Below are 23,213 nucleotides of genomic sequence, written 5' to 3' on the forward strand. Positions count from 1 at the left end.
CATCCTTAGTACCGGGCATCCATCTATCAGCATCCCTACAATCGATTTGCACAAGCACATTTGAACGCTCATGCGGTTTGTATCGCCGGCCTGGCAAAAGTCGCACCTCTTGCGAACTGAAAAAGATCTTGACGCGTTGTTTGGCGACGATTCTTTGCGCCCAATGTCGCCCACCTGCTACACTACAACGTTCCGCCGCCTGGCGTAGAGCCGTTCCAAACGCCATGTCATCGAGTCAGTTTCTATGAAACCAAACTTTCGTACCGTCGGTTTGCTTGCCAGTATTCTTGCTTGTGTCGCTCTGCTGGGGTTTGGGGTTAAGGAGTTCGCTGGCAAAAGCGACGTGAAAGGCACGTACGTGTTTTACACAGTTCAAAAGACAGATCTACCGATCGTGGTGACGGAACGGGGAAACTTAGAAAGCCAAGTCGAAACCACTATCGCGTGCCAAGTTGAGAACATTGGCGACCGTAGCAGCTCAGGAACGCAGATCATTTTCATCGTGCCGAATGGCAGCGCGGTCGAAAAAGACCAATTGCTTGTCGAATTTGATTCGGCCACTATTCGAGATCGGCTAGACGAGCAGACGCTCGCTTTTCAGCGTGCAACGTCGTCCAAGACTCAGGCGATCGCGAAGTACGAGAATCAGTTGTTGCAGAACCAAACCTCGTTGGCGGAAGCCAAGCTCCAAAAGGAACTCGCGGTCATCGAACTTGAGATGTACAAGGATGAACAAGACGGTACGGCAAAGTTGGCGAAGGAAGAGATTGATCGAAAAGTCGACGAATCCAAAAACGCAGCGAACGAGGCGCGTGCCACTCTCGAGCTCGCCGAAGTCGAGCGAGACGGAATGAAAGAGCTTTTCAAGTTGGGATACCGAGGCAAGAGTGACCTGGAACAAAGCCGCCTCAAGTATCTCCAGGCAGAAGACAAACTCGCTTCATCCCTCAACCAGATCAAGACGTTTCATGGCAACCGACGGAAACTTGATCGCTTTGAGCGATTGATGGAAGAGAAGCGATTGCAGGGTGCCGTCGACACTGCCGATCGAAGCATTCAGCAGGTGATCAACGACAACAAGTCGCTACTGGAACAGGCACTTGCCGCCAAGAATGAAGCCATCAACACAGAGACGAAAGAGAAAGAGCGTCTTGAGCGGATGCAAGCTCAACTTGTCAATTGCAAGATTTACGCTCCTCACAGCGGCATGGTTGTGTACAAACGCGAGCGTCGTGGGAATACGGAAATCATGGAAGGTGCCATGGTGCGTGAGCGACAAGACATTTTGACGCTTCCAGATCTTTCCAAAATGAAGGTCAAAACTCAGGTTCATGAAGCCGCGTTGGATCAGATACGTCCGGGGCTGCCAGCCTCGATTCGTGTCGATGCATTCCCTGATCGAACCTATCGCGGCGTTGTTGAAAAAGTCGGTGTTGTTCCCACGTCCAGCGGTGGGTGGTACGGCTCAGGTGGCGTGAAAACCTACGAGACCGAAGTTCGCTTGTTCGACGAAGTCGAAAGTCTGAAGCCCGGCATGACGGCAGTGGTCGATATGCACGTCGACCGTATCGAGGACATCTTGGCCGTCCCGGTACAGTCGATCATTCAAACCGATGGTGAGACATGGTGTTACATCGAAGGCGAAAATGGGGTGATTCGGAAACCGGTTCAGATCGGCCGGTCAAACGACAAATTCGTGCATGTCCAAGAGGGCATCGCTCCGGGTGACCTTGTCGTATTGAATTCGATGGATATTTACGAGCAACAAAACGATCAGCCGAAAGGGATTTCAGCTGATTCGGGCGCACCAGAGATGTCTGAATCGCTTGCCCAAGTCGGTTACGATACTGCAAAAGGTGACTTGACCGCTAATGCCGCAATGAAACAGGGCGGTGGCAAAGGTTCGGCAGCTCCAGTGAGCTCGCCGAAAAGACAAGTCAATGCTGCGGCACGCGCGAGTGCTAAATAACCATGTGGCGAGATACGATTCAGGTTGGCGTCAAGAATCTTTTGTTGCACAAACTGCGAAGCCTGCTGACCATGCTGGGTGTGATCTTGGGTGCCGGTTCGGTCATTGCCATGCTGGCGATTGGCGAAGGATCCAAACGTGAAGCCCTTGAGCAAATTCGGCTTCTCGGTGCCAACAATATCATCATTCGAAGTGTCAAGCCTGGGCAAGGCGGTGGCGGTGACGAGAGCTCGTCGGCGTCTCAACAAGCGACCAGCGCAATCCTGGAATATGGTCTCAAGTACCGAGATTTTGAACGTCTCAAAGCAACCATCCCCACCATCCTCAACGCGATGCCCATTGCGTTGGTGACGCAACCCGCATTTCATAATGGTCGCAACATACCCAATGCCAGGATTCTAGGTGTTACGCCGGATTACTTGGGCATCAAGAACGCCCAAATGCGGCACGGCCGTTTTATCTCGTCCCCGGATGGCCACAACCGTGCCAATGTTGCCGTTCTTGGTGCAGGCGCTGCCCAGCGTTTGTTCCAGTTCAAGGACCCACTGGGGCAGTCCATTCTGTTGGGCGAAGATGTTTATCGAGTGATCGGTGTGCTCTCTGGGCAAGGCAGCGGGAACGCGACGCCTGGTGCGGTAGGCCAACAGGATCTCAACGATGACATCTACATTCCTATCGCCTGCGCTCGAACTCGGTTTGGCGAAGTGCAAGGAATCAGCAGTGCAGGTACGCAGAGCTTTGAACGCACCGAATTAAACGAGATCACGCTTCAGGTAGCCGATCCGAAACAAGTCAGCCTGACTGCTGGAATGGTTCGAGTCTTGTTGGAGCAAACCCATCCCATCAAAGACGATTTTCGGATGGTCATTCCGCTCGAATTGCTCAAGCGTGCCGAAGAAGAGAAACGAATTTGGAATCTCGTACTGGGAAGCATCGCAGGGATCTCACTCCTGGTGGGCGGGATCGGCATCATGAACATCATGCTGGCCAGCGTCACCGAACGAACCCGCGAAATCGGGATCCGACGCGCGTTGGGCGCGAAACGTCGCGACATTACATTTCAGTTTCTAGTGGAGACTGTTTTGCTTTCATCCACTGGCGGCGTTTTGGGAGTGGTACTGGGTGTCACTATCCCGTGGGTTGTCAGCAATTTTTCAGACATTGAAACGATCGTTCAGTGGTGGTCCGTCGCACTTGCCTTCTTTATCTCGGTCGGTGTGGGAGTCATCTTCGGAGTGTACCCTGCTCGACGGGCGGCGATGATGGATCCGATCGAAGCGTTACGACACGAATAGAAAACGACTCATGCTTCGATCGATCATCCCACCATTTTGCCTAATCCTTGCCCTGCTGCTGGCAATCACAGGGTTTTCAATGCTGGCATTTGGTGCGCCGGAGCCAAGCGTGCCACTGCAGGCGGCACGCGCCCTCGGTGATGACCTGACGACATCGACACTGGAAGGCAACCTAAAACGGAAGCAGACTTCGCGAGTCGTCTTGATCACATCGATTTTTGTGGGGTCTGGCTTGATGACCTTCATCGCGTTTGCGTCGATGGGTAAGTCACCCCAAAAATAGGCTCAAGCCCTAGTACCCCTACAACCCGAACCTGACGTCGTCAGATTGCGCCGGGTCGTTGGGATTCTCCTGCTTGTCACGAGAGTGACGAACCGAACAGTCTTGTGAGTCGTTCCGTGTGTGTCCGATTGCACGGATTTGTCGAATGGACGTGATAGGCAAGGAGATTCCCTACGTGAATCGCAAATGGATCTTAGGATTATTGCTGATTTTGGCTGCTTGCGTGTGTGCGACTGGTTGTTCACGTGATCACTATCGGATCCGGGCGGACAATGATGCTTATTCTCGGATCCTTGAAAAGTCGCAATGCACACCTTGGGCCGTTCCCAGTGATCACAGCGTCTACCCCGCACCGGATTCCCGCTTGTACCAGCCGACTTGCGTAAACGATCCTCGCTTGCCGAGTCCATCGCCGCAACTGTACGCCTATGAGCTGCCCGAGCTACCAGAACACAAAGCATCACGGTTTATTCCGCGTCAATCAAGCTTTGAGGGAAAATCAAATATTACCCCAACCGGCGTGGGCGAACCCTCTTCTGCACCGCTAGGTCGGCCCCCGAAAAATGAAGGGCAAGACAAGAACGATCCAACGGGCGAGGGATTAGAGCTTACTGTTGCCAAAGTAAGTTACTCCAAGCCACCCGGAGCAGCCGCAGACTCAGCACCCAACGAGTTGCAGCCAGCAACGCAAACGGAACTGTTGCCAAAGCCGAAACCTGATCCGAATAAGTCATTCGAGGAATTGCTGCGCTCAGGACTCAAGAAGGATCAGGATTCCCAGAAAGGCCAGGATTCTCAAACTAGCTCTGATTCAAATGAAATGGCAGACACTGCCGAGCAAGACAACAAGGATCCGGACGAGGACAAAGAGGCCGACGAAGAAACCCAGGAAGTTCAGGCCAATCAGGTTCCCTTGCCGCGGTCTTACTGGGAAACGATTCCGATCGAATGCCTGTCGCGAATGTTTGAATTCAAAAGTGTGCGAGATGAGTACGCACGATCATTTGGCAGCCCTGTCAAAGAATCGCAACTCGACCCATCGCCGCGGCTCGCCCTCGAAGACATTATCTCGCTCACGTTGCTGAACAGTCGCGAGCTTCAGACGCAGAAAGAGGCGTTGTATCGAGTGGCACTGACGTTGACGTTACAGCGTTTCGCCTACCAGCTGAAACCGTCGGTCGGAAATAATGGCTCCAGTGCCGGTTACATTCACAATCGGTCCGGAGGAGAAGAGGTCAATACGCTGGGATTGCCAACCAATTTCCAGCTTGAAAAAATGCTCTACACCGGTGGCGACTTCATTGGACGTTTCGCAAACGACGTCCTGTTGACGTTCAACGGACCGCAAGGCTTTACAGCGGATGTAGGGTCAGAACTTCTTTTCAGCTTTTCGCAGAGCCTCCTGCAACGCGATGTTCAGCTAGAGAGCTTGACGCAAGCGGAACGAGACGTCGTGTACGCGGCACGTGATTTCACGCGTTTTCGAAAAGAACTTTTTGTTCAGCAGGCTTCTGACTATTACAGCTTGATTCGGCAGTTTCGTCAGATCGAAATCCAATGCCAAAACTACTTTACGCTTGCTCGCGAATTCAACCAACGATCCGTCGAAATTAAATACGGAATGGCGGCTAGGACGCAGTTGGACCAAGTCGAACAGCAAGTGATCAACGGACGCCAAAGTATTCTGTCATCCTGCACCAACCTTGAGAACGCGCTCGACAGTCTAAAAATTCGGATGGGTATTCCCACCGAACAGCCGCTCAATATTGATTTGTCCGAGCTGGACCTGCTCACGTTGCGGGACGAACTGGCCGTCAATGCGGAGTTAATTGAGCGAACACGAACACGCATTCGCCGTGAGATCAATGCCGAGTCAAGATCCGCTTTCGTAGTACTCGGTGGTGTTTCTCAGCTCGCCGAACAGATGGTCGATTCCATCCATTTGCGAGAAAAGCTAAGCGACCAGCCACTCGATTCGACCGACTTGGAGAATCGTCTGCTGGAATTGCGAATCGAGGCAGCAGATATCGACATTGCGGAAGACCGCAGTGTTTTGGATCAAGAGTTGGCCGACGAGGCACCGGATTCGACGAAAGTGATCCAGCGGCGGCGCGATGTTTCGCAAGAGTTACTGCGTAAGGTGCTTTGGCAAATTCGTCGCTTGGATCAAACCGGAAAAATCGATCAAGAGCAAGACGAAGATGATCAGTCGATTGATGGCCAACAAGCTGGCGGTAAACAACAAGCTGGCGATGAAAAGGGGCAAAGCGATCAGCAAGACGACAGCCAGTCGGAGGAAGTCACCGGATGGATCAATCTGTACGAAGCATTTGGCGATCGGCTGGTGGATCTCGAAGACAGCTTCTTAAACGCCATCTTCAAAGAACAATCCAGTGCAGGTTCCGATGTCAACGAAGTCCAGGATGCGGAATCACGCTTGATCCAAGCGGCATTGACCCTACAGGAGGACTTGCAGTCCTTTGCTGATCAACTTGACGAACGATTAGGACGGGTCGCGGCAACAGACGACGCTGGATTTGATGAGCGGGCGATTGAATTTGCGAATGAATTGATGAGGGAAAGCGAACGATTTCGAGATGGTGCGAGCGGGGGACTTGCTCCCATCGAGATTGCGATGGATGAAGCAATGATGACGGCTCTGGTTCAACGATTTGACTTGATGAACCAAAGAGGCTTTCTCGCCGACGACTGGCGGCAAATTAAGTACGCGGCCGACGATTTGAAGTCGATTCTTAATCTCACCGCGTCTCAGTCGATTCGCACTCGAAGCGGCGAAAACCAACCATTTGACTTCAACTTCGATGACAGCACAACTCGCGTGGGTGTGTCACTGGATCTTCCGTTTAATCGTCGTGCGCAACGTAATCAGTTTCGCGCTTCGCTGTTCAACTACCAGCGAACACTAAGAAACGTGATGCAGTTGGAAGACAACATCAAACTGGCAATCCGCCGAGACCTTCGATCTTTGAAACTGAACGGGCAACAGTATGCCAATGATATTGCTGGTGCTGCATTGGCGTCCGAGCGAGTTACGGGCACGGAGTTGGAAGTTCGCAGTGGGTTCGCGACGTCACGTGACTTTTTGGAATCGCAGCAAGCCTACGTACAGGCTATCAGCGGCGTTGCGTCCGACCACATCAACTATATCGTGGGGCGATTGCAACTGTTCTTGGATCTTGAATCATTGACGGTCGGAGACAACGGGTTTTGGGAACAGTTGTATGATGAACAGCATCAGCCTATGCCTCAGTATCAACTGCCCTCCTATGCACGACCAGGTTACGGAAGATTGCATGCGAATCTAAAGTACTCGAAACTGATCAATCGAATGCGTTGCGTACCCGATGGTGTTTCAGTGATCAATGCACCAGAGCGTGACCAAGCATTAGGCGACCAAGGCATGATTGAACAACGTCAGAGTTTAGATTCTCCGTTGTCAGCTGAGAGGGCTTCGGTGCAGAAGTGATTCTGGCGACTTTTTGGTAAACTTGAACGATGCACCATGCAACCTGCCAGCCTGCTCCACTTTCGCCTGGACGCAAACGCCTGTTTCGATTCGGTGCGATCCTATTGGGGTGTTTTGCGGTCGTCGTGATCGAAGGTTTACTTCGACTGGTGGGCGTTGCTCCGTTCGTTCCGCCTGCGGATCCCATGGTAGGCTTCAGCGATGTGCGGCCGCTGTTCAAGATCAATGCGACCGGTGACCGCTACGAAATTCCCCAGTCTAGGCAAGCGTTCTTTCAGCCCGATTCCTTTGATGCAACAAAGGATTCGAACGAATTCCGAGTCTTTTGTTTCGGTGGTTCGACCGTTCAAGGCCGACCGTATTCCATCGAAACCTCCTACACGGCTTGGTTAGAAATGTCACTGCGAGCCGCTGATGCGAGCAAGAAATGGCAAGTAATCAATTGCGGTGGTGTCTCCTATGCGAGCTACCGACTGGTACCGATCATGACGGAGACCCTGGATTACCAGCCAGACCTCTTTATTGTCTATACGGGCCACAATGAATTCTTGGAGTCGCGAAGCTATCCGGAGATCAAACGTCAGCCTCGCTGGCAGAGGAATCTGTTCAACACGGTCTCGCAATCGCGGATCTACGGTTTGATCAACCAGATGATGCCGGCCGATCCGCCCAGGAAGAAAATCAACTTGCAGAGCGAGGTCGATGCGTTGCTGGATTATCAAGGTGGCTTGGCGAAATACCATCGAGATGATGCGTGGCGAGATGGCGTGATTTACGAGTACGAACAGAATGTAAAACGTCTGATTGAGATCGCTCGCGAGAATCAGATCCCATTAATTCTGATCAACCCGGCTTCGAATTTGCGAGACACACCGCCGTTTAAGGTTGAATTGCCAGGTTCATTCACCCCCGCACAAAAAAAAGAGTTTCAGAGTCGATGGGACGCCGCAAAATCCGCACCCTGGGATAACCTTGGTGTCAAACTTGCCGCCGTTCAAACTGTATTGGAGCTGGACAACCGGCACGCCGAAGCTCACTTCTTGGCAGCAAAGGTCTACGAAGCTCTCGGGGATCTGTCTCACGCCAAACTGGCATATCTGCGTGCAAAAGACGAAGACATCTGTCCGCTGCGAATGTTGGAACCGATGTACGACTCTCTACAGTCCATTGCAAGCCAAACACGTACTGAATTGATTGACATCCGCGCCCAATTTGAAGCGGAGGCAGAGTATGGAATTCCGGGAGATGATCAATTTATCGATCACGTGCACCCGCACATCAGTGGACATCAAAAAATTGCCCTCGCGATTTTCGAGGCTCTCGTGAACCGAGAGGTGGTTTATCCTGGGAATAGGTGGCAGACCCGCCGAGATAAGCTCTACGCCGAACATTTCGATACTTTACCCGACAACTACTTTCCAGAAAGCGTCGAGCGGCTACGTGGACTCAAACGTTGGGCGGCCGGACGAGCCCTGCGTCTAAAACTGAGTGACCAATAGTGTGCTCGCCACTCGTGCCCATTCAAAGGCTAAGAGTACCGCAGAGACGGAGAACATGTCTGGTAGACAACGCTGTATCAAACCATCCTGCATCCATCTTGAACTGCACACGCGACTGCAAATCAACGCCGCGCACCGCAATATAGAAATTGCTGATTTGCTTCATCAACAGATCGAAGTCAACGTTGGCCACATGCCCGTGCACACGCCCTATTTATCAAATTGCATTATTCACTGCTCTGATGGTGACTAACGGAGTAGAAAAATTGAACAGCCAGCCTCGGAAAAAATTTCGGGCTTTCGCGTTGGCAAAAGAGAGAACCTTGCGATGACGAAAATCACCCGGGATTGCTCGCAACTTCAATGTGAGATTCTCCTCATCATCTCAGTTACACTCCAAATTGGCCGCATCCTCCAGTGCACATGCGTTCGTGATCTCGTTTCACGAACCACCAATTCGCGACGCGGCGCCCTTGGACAAAAACTAATTGAGTTGAAGATTGGTATTGGGGTGCTGCTCGCGAAACCGCTTGACTGCGGTTGGGCTGATCTCGCTGCGGCTTGCGTAAACGTATTTCAGATTTGTGAGTGCAGTCAGATGCTCCAAGCCATCACCGCTTACTTTGGTACCATTCAGGTAGATCCACTGCAGCTCGTTGAGATTCGCCAGCGACTTCATCGCGTCATCTGTCACATCACTCTCTTGGAGTCCAATTTGAGTTAGATTTGGGAAGTACTCCGCAATCCTTGCGACGACTTTATCGTTCAAGCGACTACCTTGAAAATGTAACCGCTCCAGATTCAAGTGCCTCATCGATTGGAAGACGCTCACGTCAAGCGTTACGCCACTTAAACGCAACTCGGTCAGATTTTTCGCTTGACCTACGTGCTTCAAAACGTCGGCGTTGATCCCGGGAATTTCCGTAAGAGAAAGTTGCGTGAGGTCCTTTAGTTGACCTATTTCTTTCAATGCCGAATTGGACAATTCAGAGCAGTTCGACAGTGCCAACCGTCGGAATTGATCATGCGTAGTCAGCCCCTTGCAAAGACGCTGCAGCCCTTCGTCCGAAATCTGTGCCTGCGTTAATGAGATTTTCGTCAGCAGCGGCATTGCGAGCAGGTCGTCGATGATTTGATCACTGACTCTATCGGATGAAATGGATATGTCTGAGATCGACTTGTGATTCTCAAACGGTTCGAGAACGCGTGACGTGATCGCCGTCGATGAGATATAAAGCCCGGTCATTGAGACCTTCTTAAGTCGAGCGATCTGGTCGTCCGTTGGATCTCCCATCGTAATGAAAACGCTGCCTAGATTTGGTTCCGCATTGAGCAACTTGACTGCTTCGGCATTGATTATTCCACGAATGTGACCCGATTTGCGAAGTTGATTTGGGACTTGATAAAAGCTAACGTTTGGCAGTTTCCGAGGGACAAAGCGACCAGTCGCCACCGGTTTTCCAATGTACTCTCGATTGAAGCGAATCCGCCGAACGTTGGGAAGAGCAGCGAGCAAATCTTCCGCACCCTTTTGAGTCACTTTCGTATCGTGAAGGCTGATCGAACTCAACACCTGGTTCCCTTTCAAAGACTGAATGCCTTCGTCGGTAATTGATCCACCATAGATCGACAGGCGTTTCATCGTCTTGCTGTTTGCAATCGCCGCTAAGCCGTCGTCGCTGATGTCGCAGCGAAATAGCGAAATGGAAGTGAAGCTTGCCTCGCTAAGCGATATCCAACTTTGTTCGGAGATATCTTTGCTGCTAGTGATTGTCAATGTTGCAGGCAAAGTCAGATTTGCCAGATGTTTACATTGTTCATCAGTGAGACCTTTCATCGATAGCGACAACGTAGCAACGCGATGCAATTGGTTCAGCGATTCAATGCCTTCTTGGCTGACGATTAAATTCGACAGAGTAAGTGACGTCAGCTTGGGTAACTTGGTCAATAGGCGTAGTTCCTCTGCGTCCACGCGTGTTTGCAGCGACAGCATTTGAAGGCCTGGGAATTCGTAGATGGCGTCTACAAGTGCTTTGCTGATTTCGCGATCTTGAAGTGTTAGGCTGCGAACCGATCGACACTTCGCAATTTGAAGCAATCCATCATCTGAAAGCGATGTGTGCTTGATCGACAGATAACTGAGGGTGGGAATCTGCAGCAAGTGCGGTATGACAGCATCGGTAATCATCGGACCATCTAAGTTGACGGACGTCAGTGTTGGAAAGAAACGGAACTGGCTGGCGGACTTATCTTTCTTAATCCGCAAGAGAGTGATGGGAGCGTCGCCCCGTCGAAAAATCTGCTCGCCAAATGACTCCAACTTTTTGATCGCGCGGTCTTGGTCGGTAAGGCTCAAGTCTTCGACCTGCTTGCTTGCGAGCGACGCAGTGTCGGTTGCCCCATTGGAAACGACGCGTTTCAATGCTTCCAAGACTGCTGGACGACGCGACTTGTTCGCTCCAATCTGCGTCAAAGCTTCGACGCATCGAGAACCAGCTTCCACGTCATCTGTTAAGGCTGCCGTCGTTAGTGGAGCAATGGCCGCATCCCCGCTCTCGATCAAAGCTTCAAATGCGGTCTGTCGTTTCTGAAACTTGACACTGGAAAGGTCAGCAATCGCAGTTTGGATTGCAGCGCTGTCGGGTTCTGACTGATTCTTATCCTGGCCGGTTTCAGTTGTTGCAGGCTGGGCAAGCGAAGTCGCGCACCAATGATCCGGCACGCCGAGATAACCAACAATTAACAGGATGTAAAGCACCAAAGTTTTCGTCGGAATCGTCATTCTCATCATCGAACGCCTCCCCATCAGCGGTGATCGAAATCTGTCTACGCCAAACCCAGCGGCGCAGACCAATATAGCGGCGCGGCGCACGCTCGTCTCGAAACCGAACATACGAGACGTTTGTGTCGACAATCAGGGGTTACGGATGGAATCTTTGCAGGGAATCATCCTGCTGAGAAAAGCAACCAGGAAGTCAGTAACAATGATAAAGACGCTCAACGGCGTCCGCGAAGTTCAGCTAACTAATCGATCATCATGGCATTTGATCCTGCCGTGATTCCTCTCCCAAAATCGTCGACGGAGTTTTTCTAGGCCATCGCTGAGACCCTGAGCCTGGTGCACAAAATAGAGGCCCAAAAGCTGGGCGTTGCACGCTGGCTAGCTCTCAACTGAAAGATTACCAATTCAGCGTTTGGAGCAGAGCAACTTTGCCTGGTTCAAACATTTGAGACCAAATTGCTCTAATTGCCGATTCGTAAACGCCCCTAAGTAACTGCCGCGGAGCTTTTCGGGTTTGAGTCTCCGAAGCCGGTGTGCGCGACCGTCAACGCTCTGTTACAACGCATCGTCGATCAGATGTGCCTCACCATTTTGCAACGAAACTTCCGATTCGCCTGCGGGTTCAACGGGTGTCCAATTCTTTACTGATGCAGACATGGCGTACATTTCTACTCTTTGGACATTTATATCAAAGAATGAACCACTGCCTGAACGCAACCATATCTGAACAAAACAATCCCTCTACAAAGACGACCCATGAAAAACCATTTCGCGACCTTTGGGCTACTGCTGCTTTTGGCGGCCGTTACGTTTTCGTCAACCGCTCAAGCACAGCGACGTCGTCAAGCAACGCCAGGCAAAGAGCCTCCGCATCCACCAAAGGTCGGTGAAGTTGCCCCGGATTTTGAACTAGTGGATTTAAAGGGAGAGAAGGTCTCGCTGAAGGAACTGACAAAGGAGTCGCCCGTCGTGATGCTCGTGCTTCGAGGCTGGTATGGGAAACAATGTCCAATGTGCAACCGACAAGTCGGTGAATTCTTGAGCAAGAAGTCGGCGCTATCGAAAGTCCAAGTTGTGATGATCTATCCAGGTGAGGCTAGTCAGCTCGATGAGCATGCTAAGCAGTTTATTGGGAGCAAATCATTTCCGGACAACTATCATTTCGTGCTGGATCCGGATTTTAAATTCACCAATGCATGGGGGCTTCGCTGGGAAGCTCCGCGTGAGACAGCTTATCCGTCTACCTTTGTAGTCGACCAAGAACAGAAGCTGGTCTTTGGCAAAACCGTGGTCTCGCATGGCGACCGTGCCGACGTGTCCACCGTGGTGGCCAACTTGCCCTAAGCGTTCTTGCCAAGGCAAGCGTAGCGGTCGATCGGTTGCATCGAAGTTTGATCGATTTGACTTTGCGGTTGGCTGTGAAGAAGTGTCCCAGCTGAACAACAGCGCGGGCGAGTGTCGAAAGACCTAGGTCCACGCGGCGATGATAGAACCTATTTGCGCAATGACTTAGCTGGGAACCACGTGGTCACGCCTCGTAAGGTCTTAGGCTTTGGGTTTCCAGCCCTCGGCATACTCGCGGCCCCACAAGTCTTGGGCGTGCGCGTTGTCGACGATATGGCCGTTGGCGGGATCCGTCTTAACGACGCTTCCGGTGCGATAGGCGATGTTGCCCAAGTGACAAAGCAACGTGCTTTGGTGAGCAATTTCGATATCGGCATTGGGTTTGCGGCCCGTTCGAACGGCGTCCAGAAAATCAGCAAAGTGATCTGCGTCGCCGCCGTCAGCCGTTTCGGTTTCGATCTCTTTGTTTTTCATGTCGTACAGCGTGTAGCCGGACCCACGAATGACAATCGAACCTTCGGTGCCATGGATACTGACTCCAAACGATGCATCCAACGCTCCCAGCGGTGACCAACTGAGGCCTTCCCAGGTGATCATCTTTTCATTGGGAAACTTCATCGAAACCATCATCGTGTCAGGAGTTTCCTGATCATCGTCGTGACGGAATCGTCCGCCGGTGGCGGTGACGCTTTCGGGATAGGTCACGCCCAAACCCCAGCGTGCCACGTCAATGCCGTGAACACCGTTGTTGCCAAGTTCGCCGTTGCCCCAATTCCAATGCCAGTGCCAGTTGTAGTGCACGACATTGTCCTTGAACTCCTGACGCGCTGCGGGGCCTTGCCAGAGATCCCAGTCCAACCATTCGGGAGCCGCTGTTGTTTTGCCTTTGCCAATGGGGCCACGCCGGTTGTTGTACCAAGTACGTGCATAAAGGGTGTCGCCAATTGCGCCGTCGTGAACTTTGCCGATGCCTTTGACCAAGGCAGGCCAACTGCGCCGCTGGGTTCCCATCTGCACGACACGGTCGTTGTTGCGAGCCGCTGCGATGGCAATCTCGCCTTCTTCGGCAGTGTGGCTGCAGGGTTTTTCGACGTAGACGTGTTTGCCTGCTTTGCAACCCAAAATGGTTGCGGGAGCGTGCCAGTGATTTGGCGCAGCGCACACCAATACATCGATTTTGTCATCGTCCAAGATATTGCGAAAGTCGCCGACGACGTTGGGCGCCGTACCTTGATCCTTTGCCACGAGTTTGGCCGTCAACTCTGCCGCGCGGCGATCCACATCGCAGATCGTGCCAATTTCGACGTTAGGTTGAGCCATCATGCCGCGAGCAATGGCTTTGCCTCGCCCATTGACGCCCATGATTCCCAGAACGATTTTTTCGCTGGACGATTCGGCTTCTTGAGCCGATCCGGTGCGCGCTGCATTGGTAAATCCGCCGGCTGCCGCGATGCCCGCACCTGCTTTAAGAAAATTTCGGCGATCTGATTGGTAGTTCATTCGGCAATTGCCTGACTAAGGGAGTCTGGAGATGGAGTTGCGATGATGTGGCTTGCCGCCACGTCCAACGCGGAGGGAGGTGCTGGAATTGAAACGGTCCGCAATTGAATTGGCAGATGTCATGTCAATTGCGCCAGCGTGAGCGTGTAGCAAATATCTGAGGGTCAGCGGATCGTTCTTGGTCAGCATCACTGGGGCGTCGCGGCAGATGGATGCTCCCATCCATCCGTCATCGCGAACGTGCCATTTACTGGGGTAAGTAGGATTGGAGGAATGGTCAAAGTACGTGATGCCTTCCGTTACATCCGCGTCGATCGATCCGCTGTAGTCGATCCAAGCCGACGGTTTTCCGAACAACAACTTTTCGGTCGACTGTCCACTGGATCCGGTCAAAACACCGTTGCCGAATCGGGCCGAGATGGATTTTGCGACGCGCACCGCCAACAGACCAAAATTGGTTTGTTCCAACTCGAGGCTGTCCGCAACGGATTTTAAAGAGGTTTGGATTTCAAAAAGAACTCCGTCAGCATCGTCGGGTGCGACAGACACGATCAATTGTTGATCGACCAGAGGTGCGGGATCGTGGCCGTCGTACCACGCCAGGCGGCAGGCCATTTTGGCGGCGTCGTCACCGTCGTCGTAAGCCAGCCATTCCTCTTGGCGGATTTGCGCATCGGTGGCATCGCCCCAGAAATTGATGCCCATCACTTTGTGGTGCGCAAACCAAATCGAACGATGATGATCGTGGTCCGGTGCACCGGGGTGTCCCATCCGAGTCAGTGGCAATCCGGATGGACCGATCAGCGGAAAGAAAAATGGGCGAGGCACATCGCTTCCTGCATGCCACCGCAACCGTTCGCGACCATCAATGCCAAAAGCGACCTGGCGACCAGGAAGTGGCACAATCTGGCATCGAGGTGATCGGGTAAACATTTGTCATCTGCTTGCAGGTTCGATTCGCTAACACGGCACCATTGTAGCGGCAGCGAATGTCAGTTGCATGCTTGCGAGCAACGCATCGACACAAATGATTAACTCAATCCCGTTGACTCCGGTTGATCGAACATGACGTTCATGTTTTGCACCGCCGCTCCGCTGGCGCCTTTGGCCAAGTTGTCGATCGCACAAATCAGGATCAGACGTTTGCCGGCTTCACGGACAGTCATCTGCACAAAATTGGTTCCCGCAACATGCTTGGTTGCCGGCAAATGATCGACGGGGGTAACAAACACGGAATCGGAATACGTGTCCTGCCAACATTGCATGACATCTTTGGCAGACGCTTGATTCGGCTTGGTATAAATGGTCGACAAAATGCCACGACTCATCGGCGCTAAGTGGGGCGTGAAAGTCACGTCCAGTTCGGTGCCGCTGATCCGTTGCACCAGATCGGCGATCTCCGGCTGATGGCGATGATTGCCAACGCCGTAAGCCGCGATCGATTCGTTGGTCTCGCAGTACAACATCGCCAGCTTCGCTGACCGACCTCCGCCGCTGACGCCCGTTTTGCTGTCGACGATCACGTCGCTTGCATCGATCAGGCCGTTTTGCACTAAAGGCGCAAGAGGCAAAATGGCCGATGTGGGATAGCAACCGGGATTGGCAACCACGTCGGCGTCTTGAATTTGGTCGCGAAAGAACTCCGGCATTCCGTAAGCCGTTTTGCCGACTCGTTCTGGCCATGGGTGCGTGACGCCGTACCATTTTTCGTACAACGGAACATTGGACAAACGAAAGTCCGCGCTGAAGTCGATCACGCGTGTCCCGTGTTGCACCAATTCCTTGACCGTTTGTGCGGACGCTCCGTGCGGCAGGCAGCACATCACGACGTCGCATGTTTGGGCGATCTTAGACGCGTCCAATTGCGTCAGTTCTAAATCAAGGCGACCGGCGAGCATGGGATGCACTTCGGCAATCGGTTTTCCGGCGTCGGCACGACTGGTTGCCACCACCACTTCGGCTTGCGGATGGCTCAGTAATAGACGGATGGCTTCCAAGCCGGTGTATCCCGTCGCGCCGACGATGCCTACTCGAATGGTCATGAAACTCTCAGTGTAGTGGTTAAATGTTATCAGACGCGACAAGTCGTTTTGCGAACGCCCGTTCGCCTACAGACCGTCGTGTTCGATCGCTTCGGCCCGTTCGCTTTCGGTCAAGCTGTACATGTCACGAATCAACTGCATGTCGCATTCGCGTTGCTGCACTTTACGCCGCGCGAACATACGTTGTTGCGTATTGATCATCACGTCGGCAGGCAGCAGCGACGTTTGTCCAAACAGCCTTGCATAGTTGACATAGCTGGGCACGTTCTCGGTCGCAAAACCGTACAGCATGCTGCACACACCGATCACTTTGCCGGTAAAGATACTGGTGTTGATCGCGGTCTTGGAATAATCGCCGATGATACACCCCAAGAACTGCATGCCGGTGGCAATCTTTTTGTCACCGTAAGTCATGTTGATCTTACCATACGTGTTCTTCAAGTCGCTGTTGCAGGTTCCCGCGCCCAGGTTGATCCAGCTGCCCAGGTAGCTGTGTCCCAAGAAACCATGATGCTGTTTGTTGGTAAAAGGTTCGATCACGGACGCTTCGACTTCGCCGCCGATCTTGGTGGTGTGCCCGAGTGCGACGCCGTCTTTCAACGCGGCATGTTCCAGCACCCGCGCACGCGGCCCCGCGTAGACCGGTCCGGACAAGAAGCAAAACGGTCCGACTTCGACGTCTTTGTCCAGCAAGATAGGACCTTCGGAAGTATCCACGACGCTGTAATTACCCAGCGTCGCACCTTCCGCGGCAAAAACGCCATCGGCCGTTTCTTTGTAGTCCCCGTGCTCCAAACGCCACTGCATCGCGTCGGGCATCAACGCCATGTGGTGAAAGACGACTTCATGCGGGTGTCGCAGTACTTCGACGGATGTTTCGGATCGACCGAGAGTGGCCGCAATTTCGATCAGGCCAGCTGTGACCGAATCCGCTTGGTCGATCGCGGACTGCTGCGAAGCAATGTCCGCGGCCGTGATTCGGGCCAACAAAACTACGCCGTCTTCTTCGTCAAAGATGGCCGTCGATTCGTCTGATTCGCAAAGCGTCTTTAGCAGCGACGCTAGTTCCACTTTGGGGACAATCCGGGCGTTGACCAAGACGACGCCACCTGGGTCGCTGGCATTCGCGGGAGCCTCCAGTTTACGGTCAAGCCGTTCGATCGTCGCCAAATGCGGCCGCACGTCGACGGTCAGGTTGCCAGGAAGTTCTTGCAGCCAATCCAACAGCGTCAAACTGGCGCAATTGATCGCGTAGGCAGGCCGCGACAACGTAATGGGGCGAAGTCGATCGACAAATTGATCTTCGAAGCAAATGGTCTGCATGAGCCAGGCAGGGTGATAAGTAAGAGCGGACGATAACGATTGTGCCGGTGCCGCAGTTTAACCAAATCAAGGCCCCTGTCTGTAACCCTGAAAAACCTGTTTGCAGTCGGTAGTGTGCAGAATTCGCAACTAGAGTGCACTAGAGCTTGTCAGAGCACCACGCCGAGCAGGTTTCTGCTGCTGCCACAAAGCCGCTGCGACGGGATGCGTTTTGCAGTGTGCTCCCCCAGAGTCAACCACACAAAGGAAACCGTTCGATAGCGACGGCGTCTACATGTTTCTACGGCAGCGCAAATTGGGGGCTAGCTACTTTGGCGGTTGCCTTTGCGGTGTGTTGCTGAGCCTGATGACGACAGCAACGTCGGCTGACGAACTCGCCACGGGGGACCTCTCGTCCATCGATCGGCTGGTGACGCAACTGGACCACGATTCATACACCGTTCGACGTCAATCCAAGCGACGACTCTTTGAACTGACTCAGAGCCCTGAGACCAAAGAATACTCGGTACAAGCAATTGTACAGGCGACCAAGTCTCCGATTCTGGAGATCCACGAGAACGCCAGTCGCCTTCTTCTCGAAATCGAGCTCGCCGAAGTCGAACGTCAACTGAGTCGATTGATGGATGTGACGGTCGCGGCCGATGCGATTGATTTGCCATTTTGGAACCGTTATCGCAAAATGGCCGGAAGCGATTTGGACGCGCGACGATTGTTTGCAAAAACACTGCGTCAACACGATGCTGCGATTCGGCTACTTGCTCAATACGATCCTGTCACAAAACGCGACTCGGTGCTGCACCGAAACACTCCCGCTTACCCTCGATGGCAACTCGCTCGACTGCTGAATCCGCACACGATTGCCGCAGACGATGCGGTACTCTGGACAATTCATCTCTGCGCGGACGATCGAACGCTCCCCCTTGGATTGGCAGGTTTGTCCACCCAGACGATGCTGGTTTTGAGCCAAAACGAGGGTGGGCCGCAAATCGGCAATAGCGGCGAGGCAGCGGTTCTGCGCCGCGTGGTTGGAAACTGGATCGCCAAGGACCGGGGCACTGGATTGCAGCGCGAGCGAATGTTGATTGCTTTGAAATATCAGTGCGATCAGCAGGCTCGGGCTTTGTGCGACCAAGTGCTCGGAGATCGATTCGCCAGCGCATCTGCGCATTCGATGGCATTGTTGTGTGCATCCAAACTGAAGCGATCGGATTTACGTGAATTGCTTCGACAGTGGATTGGCGACGATCGCACGGCACACGTCTGGACGTTGATCGCATCTCGAAAAGCAAAGATTCGCACCCAAGTCGGCGATGTGGCTTTGGCGTTGTTGTTGCATCATCACGGAATTGATCCGCGACAAGCCGGCTTTCATGATTTGCAAGCCGATCCACGAACGATCTTTCGCGAGCATAGCCTGGGTTTTTCCGATCAAGCCACGCGTTCGGCCGCCTACAAGACGGCAGCGGAATTGATCCAATCGGTGTCGAACTGAGCTTTGCAGGCCTGCCATTGATAGCAAGCGATTGGCGATCAATTTGTCTCTGGCGTTGACCTACCACCCTCAAGCTTGCTAATCGCTGAGTTATTCCACGTTGAATCAACTCACGTCCCGGATTAACAGCACACTTCGTGAACGCTCGCGCACTCGTACCGCTCTTTGTCAGTCGCACGCCCAAGTGCAAAATCAGCCGCACGCTGACGACGCTCCTGCTTGCACTCGTGATGGCTCCTTTGGGATGTCAGGCTCCGATCCAACGTGAAGTCTACTCGGCAAAATTGTCCAACGAAGTCCGGGTCCTCGAAGACCAACTCTACGATGCCGACTATCAGAATCGTGTTTTGCGAGATGAACTGAAACGCGTGAAATCCGACTGCGAGCCGGCCGATGCGTCGGGCCACAGAGGATCATCCATTCAGAGTGAGTCAGGGCCTCTCCAGTACGGACCGACTGTTTTGCCGCCGCCTGTATTCGGTTCGCCGCAGGCATCCGATCCGATACCGTTGTCGGATCAGCCAATGCCGTCGTATTCCAGCGAGTCGATTGTCGACGAACCACCGGCCATGCCCGATTCGTCACTGCCGTCGGTGCCCTACATTCAGCCATCGCCCAGCCCAAACGTCGACCAAATCGAAACGCCGCAGCCTGATCAAATTGACGAATCAGACACGCTGCCTGCCCCCAAGCGAGCGGCGGAGGAATCGGGTGAGTTGCCCGCGCCTCAAATCGCCGAGCCCCCTGGACCGGAGACATTCAAAGTTCCGCCAATTGAACCAGGAAAACTTCAACCACCACCGCTGCCCGGTTCGCGAGACGACGTGCCTGATGGCAAAGTCGAACTGCCCGAGCTATTGGACGCTTCGCTCAATTATTCGCAGCCCGTTTTGCCAGAGCCGGTCAGCCCGGACCACATCCAGCTGCACCCCAGTTTATCGTCGGCACATCAGTTTGACGAAGACGATGAGGTGGACGGCTTATGGGTGGTCGTAAACGTCGTCGACGAGAACGGTCGCATTCTGAATCTGAATGATTTCGACATTGATGCCTCGATGACGATCGTCGCGTTGGATCCGACACAAGATTCGTCGGTTGCCAAAATCGGCCGCTGGGAGTTTTCGGTTGAAGAGGTCAAGAAGTTTGTCCGTTCGCTCCCAGTCGATGGCTTGCATGTTCCGATCAAGTGGCAGGACATCGAACCAGCTGGCGATGAAGTGATCGTGCATGTCAGGCTGCAAGCCGAAGGCGAAGAGATGCGTTGCCAAGGCAAGCTGAAACTGGAGTCGGACGTTGCGATGGCCAAGTGGCTTCCACGCGGCGAATCAATCAAACGCTAGATCAGCTGGACGGGCCGCTAAAGCATTCTCTCGCTATGCCAGCCAGCATCAGTCGCTGGCTCCGTAATCACTTGATCGCACCGAACGCGGCGAAGCACGAATTTTTGTGCAGAAGTTCGACGTCGCGAAAACCAACACGACGCAACAGCTCCAGTTGGAAAGTGACCGGGCGAGGCGAGTCTTCTTGGTCGATGTACGCAAACACCGAGTCGCGATAGTCTTCGCCGCCCTGGGCCGTCAGGTAGTCGCCATACCGCCCCCACATCATCTTCCCAACGGCAGACGATTCGTGCGAAACCAAATCAGTGATCCAAACCGAACCTCCGGGTTTCAGCAATCGGTGAATCTTCGCGAACGCAGCGTGCCAATCGTCATCGTCACGCAAATGATGAAGCACCGCCGCTGCCAAAACGACGTCGAATGATTCGTTTGGTAAGTCAGCGTCGCGAAAATCACAATGCCAAGTCCGGACCACTATTGCGCCCATGTCGGCAACGCGTTGCTCGGCTCGCTCCAGCATTGGTTCGCTAAGATCCAATAGGTCCGATTCAAAGTCTTTACCGCATGCTTGGCGAAGTTTGATCGTGTTGTTGCCAGCACCACAGCCGATGTCTAGCACGCGCTGAATGTTGCTTGTCGCCGCGACGGCGGCTTGCGTGATCAGCTCCATCGCGAGCGGAGCATCGATTGTTGCCGACTGCCCGGTTTCCAGATTACTGAATCGCTCCACGTCCCCGTCAAAGCGTTTGCAGATATCGTCGGGTGATGACTTGTTCTCTAGACTCACTTGGTCGGGAGTTTTCATGGTTTAAGCAGTGAGGCAGAAGAAGGATTTCAGTGCAAACTAGTTAAGAGGGGCGTGCACACGGATAGGTTCGCATCTCTTTTTCGTAAAGCGATGGCTATTGAGCGTGCTTGGCAGGCAGAGTCTTGGTTTCTGCTGAAGCGTCAGTCCAACATAAATTTCGGAACTCGGCATCTTCGCCTTCCCACGGCTCACCAACGATACGCGACGGTCGGCTGTCACCTCGCTCGGGTTTTAAGCGTTCGGAATCGCTTAGTGTCAGCCGCTTGATTCCGTTCCAGTTCTGACGACCGTTGCCGTCAAAATCTTTGAAATCCTGTGGCGAAAGTCGGACGATCTGCCATGCGTTGTTTCCTTGCAGGGCAACCTCGGCTGCGAAACCATCGAGCATCACGATCAGTTCGTTGGGTTTTTGGCAGCGAACCTGGATCGAAAGCTGGTCGCTTTCACTGGGTTGGTAAATTCCGTTGTAGAGCTTGTGAGTTGAACGCGCCCATTTTTCGCTTCGGTAAGTAAACCACTCCTTGTCCCAATCGTCACCGAAGTCTTCGATCGTGCGGGCCGGTTGAAGCGTCGGCCTAACGCTGGAGGATTGCAAATCGTCTGCGGATACCATCTTCAACAGCGACGAGAGATTGAAAGAGTCGGCTGAATATTCGCGGTAGTAGTAGCCTGCGCCGTTGACGGGTTGGTCCAGCGCGTAACGCACATTGGCGTAAACCCAAAGCGGTTGGTCCACCTTGGCGACCGGCAGTTTTGCGGTCCAGTGGTCGCCCGACTGGCTGGCTGGTGCGTGATGCCAAAATCGGTGTTTGGTGTTTTCAAAATCTTCCGGTTCGTCGTCGCTCTTCCCGTGCGGTGTGTAGAAAGCGTCCACCGACAAAATGGTCCGCGTATCGTCCGGACGAATGGATAGCTGAGCAACACCGTCGGTCGTTTTCAGATCAAGCGATGTGTCGGGTGTCGCGGGGCATCGAAAAGAACCCTTCAAATGCTGGTCGAACCACAGCAACGTGGCGACTTCGTATTGTGCCACGTCTTGATGGTTGTGGTGCGGCGCGCAGGTGAGTCGCCACTGACTGGTTGGCAGTTCATCAATCGCTTTGGGAAGGTCATTGATACGTCCGTGAAAATCGTTGGCGGGACTCAGGAAAATGATGGGACAATCGACGTGCCGCAGACTGACATCGTCACCCAAGGTCGCACGAAACACGGGGCTATCGTTGTCGCGATCGCTAATTCCTCCGCACGACGGCGCGGCCGCCTTGACTCGCGCATCAACGGAAGCCATGACTGTTAACTTTCCACCCATCGAATGACCGTAAACGCCCAGTCGTTCCGCGTCGACTTCGGGTTGGCGTTCCAGAAAAGTCAAAGCACGCCGCGCCGCGATCGCTCCCAGATACCAGCCGCTGTTACGAGGCGATTCGATATCGTCGATCGTCCAAGCGGCACTCTTTGCACTCGGGAACACATTGCCTTGGTTTCGACTCGGAGCGTGGTATCCATCGACTGCTCCCCAGTCGGTCGTCAGCTTGTAGTCCGGATCGTCTGTTTTGTTGTCCCAAAAAAGCTTCACGATGCGGGAATCAACACGGTAGCCGGGGGCGGAAATGCGACCGGCCCAGGCGATCGAAACCGTCGCATAGCCTCGCTTTGCGTTCAACAGACAGGCTTTGTAGTCAGCGAACTGACCGCCGCCGTGAATCTGCACCAAGCCCGGCACCTTTGCGTCGGCTGAGGCTTGCTTGGGAAATCCATAGACAGCGGCAAGCTTGGCGGTTTTGCCTTTGAACACGCCAATTTGGAATCGGACGATCCGCAACACCACTTCGTCTTCTTCCCACTCGCGAACCGTTTCCACTTGCAGCGATTCCGCTCGCGGATCAAATCCCGCCCACATGCCCTGAAAGTCGTCGATCGTCTGTCCCGGGCTCAGCACCGGCAATGTGTCGGATTGCTGAGCGATCAAAAGCGTTGCGAATAAACTCTGGCAGCAAAACGCCAGCAGACAGACAACCGTTTTTACGCGCATGTTCGATTGATTCATTG

The 23,213-nt window shown here is 53.4% G+C and carries 15 protein-coding genes; 8 read left to right on the top strand and 7 right to left on the bottom strand.

The window, feature by feature from the left end:
• Positions 1-244: 244 nt before the first annotated feature.
• From K239x_RS13565 to K239x_RS13585, 5 genes are all read left to right on the top strand, one after another.
• Positions 245-1,969, top strand: coding sequence for an efflux RND transporter periplasmic adaptor subunit (locus K239x_RS13565; protein ID WP_145418589.1), 1,725 nt, complete (start codon positions 245-247; stop codon positions 1,967-1,969).
• A 2-nt stretch (positions 1,970-1,971) separates the two neighbouring features.
• Entirely contained in the window at positions 1,972-3,264 is a 1,293-nt protein-coding gene (locus tag K239x_RS13570) for an ABC transporter permease (protein ID WP_419190022.1), read from the top strand.
• Between the two features lie 10 nt (positions 3,265-3,274).
• Positions 3,275-3,547: a hypothetical protein gene (locus K239x_RS13575; RefSeq protein WP_145418591.1), complete on the top strand. Its 273-nt coding sequence runs from the start codon at positions 3,275-3,277 to the stop codon at positions 3,545-3,547.
• A 145-nt stretch (positions 3,548-3,692) separates the two neighbouring features.
• Positions 3,693-7,034: a TolC family protein gene (locus K239x_RS13580; protein ID WP_145418592.1), complete on the top strand. Its 3,342-nt coding sequence runs from the start codon at positions 3,693-3,695 to the stop codon at positions 7,032-7,034.
• A 29-nt stretch (positions 7,035-7,063) separates the two neighbouring features.
• Positions 7,064-8,533 (top strand): SGNH/GDSL hydrolase family protein, encoded by a 1,470-nt coding sequence (locus K239x_RS13585; RefSeq protein ID WP_145418593.1) that lies wholly within the window; start codon positions 7,064-7,066, stop codon positions 8,531-8,533.
• Between the two features lie 484 nt (positions 8,534-9,017).
• Here K239x_RS13585 and K239x_RS13590 read toward each other — a convergent pair whose 3' ends face one another.
• A complete protein-coding gene (locus tag K239x_RS13590; RefSeq protein ID WP_419190023.1) occupies positions 9,018-11,315 on the bottom strand; it encodes a hypothetical protein in 2,298 nt (765 codons plus the stop codon).
• A gap of 756 nt (positions 11,316-12,071) precedes the next feature.
• On the opposite strand from K239x_RS13590, the gene K239x_RS13595 reads away from it, so the two are divergent.
• Complete coding sequence (locus K239x_RS13595) at positions 12,072-12,659, top strand: peroxiredoxin-like family protein (protein WP_145418595.1); 588 nt, start codon at positions 12,072-12,074, stop codon at positions 12,657-12,659.
• Positions 12,660-12,860: 201 nt separating this feature from the next.
• Here the strand turns inward: K239x_RS13595 and K239x_RS13600 are convergent, their stop codons facing one another.
• The 4 genes from K239x_RS13600 to K239x_RS13615 form a co-directional block, all read right to left on the bottom strand.
• A complete protein-coding gene (locus K239x_RS13600; RefSeq protein WP_145418596.1) occupies positions 12,861-14,159 on the bottom strand; it encodes a Gfo/Idh/MocA family protein in 1,299 nt (432 codons plus the stop codon).
• Between the two features lie 15 nt (positions 14,160-14,174).
• Entirely contained in the window at positions 14,175-15,092 is a 918-nt protein-coding gene (locus K239x_RS13605) for a DUF6807 domain-containing protein (protein WP_145418597.1), read from the bottom strand.
• A gap of 98 nt (positions 15,093-15,190) precedes the next feature.
• The gene (gene argC / locus K239x_RS13610; protein WP_145418598.1) at positions 15,191-16,201 is read right to left on the bottom strand and encodes an N-acetyl-gamma-glutamyl-phosphate reductase; all 1,011 of its coding nucleotides are present in this window, start codon (positions 16,199-16,201) and stop codon (positions 15,191-15,193) included.
• Between the two features lie 66 nt (positions 16,202-16,267).
• The gene (locus tag K239x_RS13615) at positions 16,268-17,524 is read right to left on the bottom strand and encodes a putative sugar nucleotidyl transferase (protein WP_145418599.1); all 1,257 of its coding nucleotides are present in this window, start codon (positions 17,522-17,524) and stop codon (positions 16,268-16,270) included.
• A 274-nt stretch (positions 17,525-17,798) separates the two neighbouring features.
• Between K239x_RS13615 and K239x_RS13620 the strand changes: the two genes are divergently transcribed.
• Positions 17,799-19,016, top strand: a complete 1,218-nt coding sequence (locus K239x_RS13620; RefSeq protein WP_145418600.1) for a hypothetical protein — start codon at positions 17,799-17,801, stop codon at positions 19,014-19,016.
• A gap of 137 nt (positions 19,017-19,153) precedes the next feature.
• Entirely contained in the window at positions 19,154-20,356 is a 1,203-nt protein-coding gene (locus tag K239x_RS13625) for a hypothetical protein (protein WP_145418601.1), read from the top strand.
• Positions 20,357-20,423: 67 nt separating this feature from the next.
• Here the strand turns inward: K239x_RS13625 and K239x_RS13630 are convergent, their stop codons facing one another.
• Both K239x_RS13630 and K239x_RS13635 read right to left on the bottom strand, forming a co-directional pair.
• The gene (locus K239x_RS13630; protein WP_145418602.1) at positions 20,424-21,161 is read right to left on the bottom strand and encodes a class I SAM-dependent methyltransferase; all 738 of its coding nucleotides are present in this window, start codon (positions 21,159-21,161) and stop codon (positions 20,424-20,426) included.
• A 97-nt stretch (positions 21,162-21,258) separates the two neighbouring features.
• The gene (locus K239x_RS13635; RefSeq protein WP_419190024.1) at positions 21,259-23,211 is read right to left on the bottom strand and encodes a dienelactone hydrolase family protein; all 1,953 of its coding nucleotides are present in this window, start codon (positions 23,209-23,211) and stop codon (positions 21,259-21,261) included.
• Positions 23,212-23,213: the final 2 nt, after the last annotated feature.

Source organism: Stieleria marina (genome assembly GCA_007741555.1).
GTDB lineage: Bacteria > Planctomycetota > Planctomycetia > Pirellulales > Pirellulaceae > K23-9.

What these genes read in the sequence shown, in the direction of transcription:
- K239x_RS13590 (WP_419190023.1), bottom strand. Translation starts at nt 11,315, where the DNA reads ATGACGATTCCGACGAAAACTTTGGTGCTTTACATCCTGTTAATTGTT.
- K239x_RS13570 (WP_419190022.1), top strand. Translation starts at nt 1,972, where the DNA reads ATGTGGCGAGATACGATTCAGGTTGGCGTCAAGAATCTTTTGTTGCAC.
- argC (WP_145418598.1), bottom strand. Translation starts at nt 16,201, where the DNA reads ATGACCATTCGAGTAGGCATCGTCGGCGCGACGGGATACACCGGCTTG.
- K239x_RS13605 (WP_145418597.1), bottom strand. Translation starts at nt 15,092, where the DNA reads ATGTTTACCCGATCACCTCGATGCCAGATTGTGCCACTTCCTGGTCGC.
- K239x_RS13615 (WP_145418599.1), bottom strand. Translation starts at nt 17,524, where the DNA reads ATGCAGACCATTTGCTTCGAAGATCAATTTGTCGATCGACTTCGCCCC.
- K239x_RS13580 (WP_145418592.1), top strand. Translation starts at nt 3,693, where the DNA reads ATGGACGTGATAGGCAAGGAGATTCCCTACGTGAATCGCAAATGGATC.
- K239x_RS13630 (WP_145418602.1), bottom strand. Translation starts at nt 21,161, where the DNA reads ATGAAAACTCCCGACCAAGTGAGTCTAGAGAACAAGTCATCACCCGAC.
- K239x_RS13635 (WP_419190024.1), bottom strand. Translation starts at nt 23,211, where the DNA reads ATGAATCAATCGAACATGCGCGTAAAAACGGTTGTCTGTCTGCTGGCG.
- K239x_RS13595 (WP_145418595.1), top strand. Translation starts at nt 12,072, where the DNA reads ATGAAAAACCATTTCGCGACCTTTGGGCTACTGCTGCTTTTGGCGGCC.
- K239x_RS13620 (WP_145418600.1), top strand. Translation starts at nt 17,799, where the DNA reads ATGTTTCTACGGCAGCGCAAATTGGGGGCTAGCTACTTTGGCGGTTGC.
- K239x_RS13585 (WP_145418593.1), top strand. Translation starts at nt 7,064, where the DNA reads ATGCACCATGCAACCTGCCAGCCTGCTCCACTTTCGCCTGGACGCAAA.
- K239x_RS13575 (WP_145418591.1), top strand. Translation starts at nt 3,275, where the DNA reads ATGCTTCGATCGATCATCCCACCATTTTGCCTAATCCTTGCCCTGCTG.
- K239x_RS13600 (WP_145418596.1), bottom strand. Translation starts at nt 14,159, where the DNA reads ATGAACTACCAATCAGATCGCCGAAATTTTCTTAAAGCAGGTGCGGGC.
- K239x_RS13565 (WP_145418589.1), top strand. Translation starts at nt 245, where the DNA reads ATGAAACCAAACTTTCGTACCGTCGGTTTGCTTGCCAGTATTCTTGCT.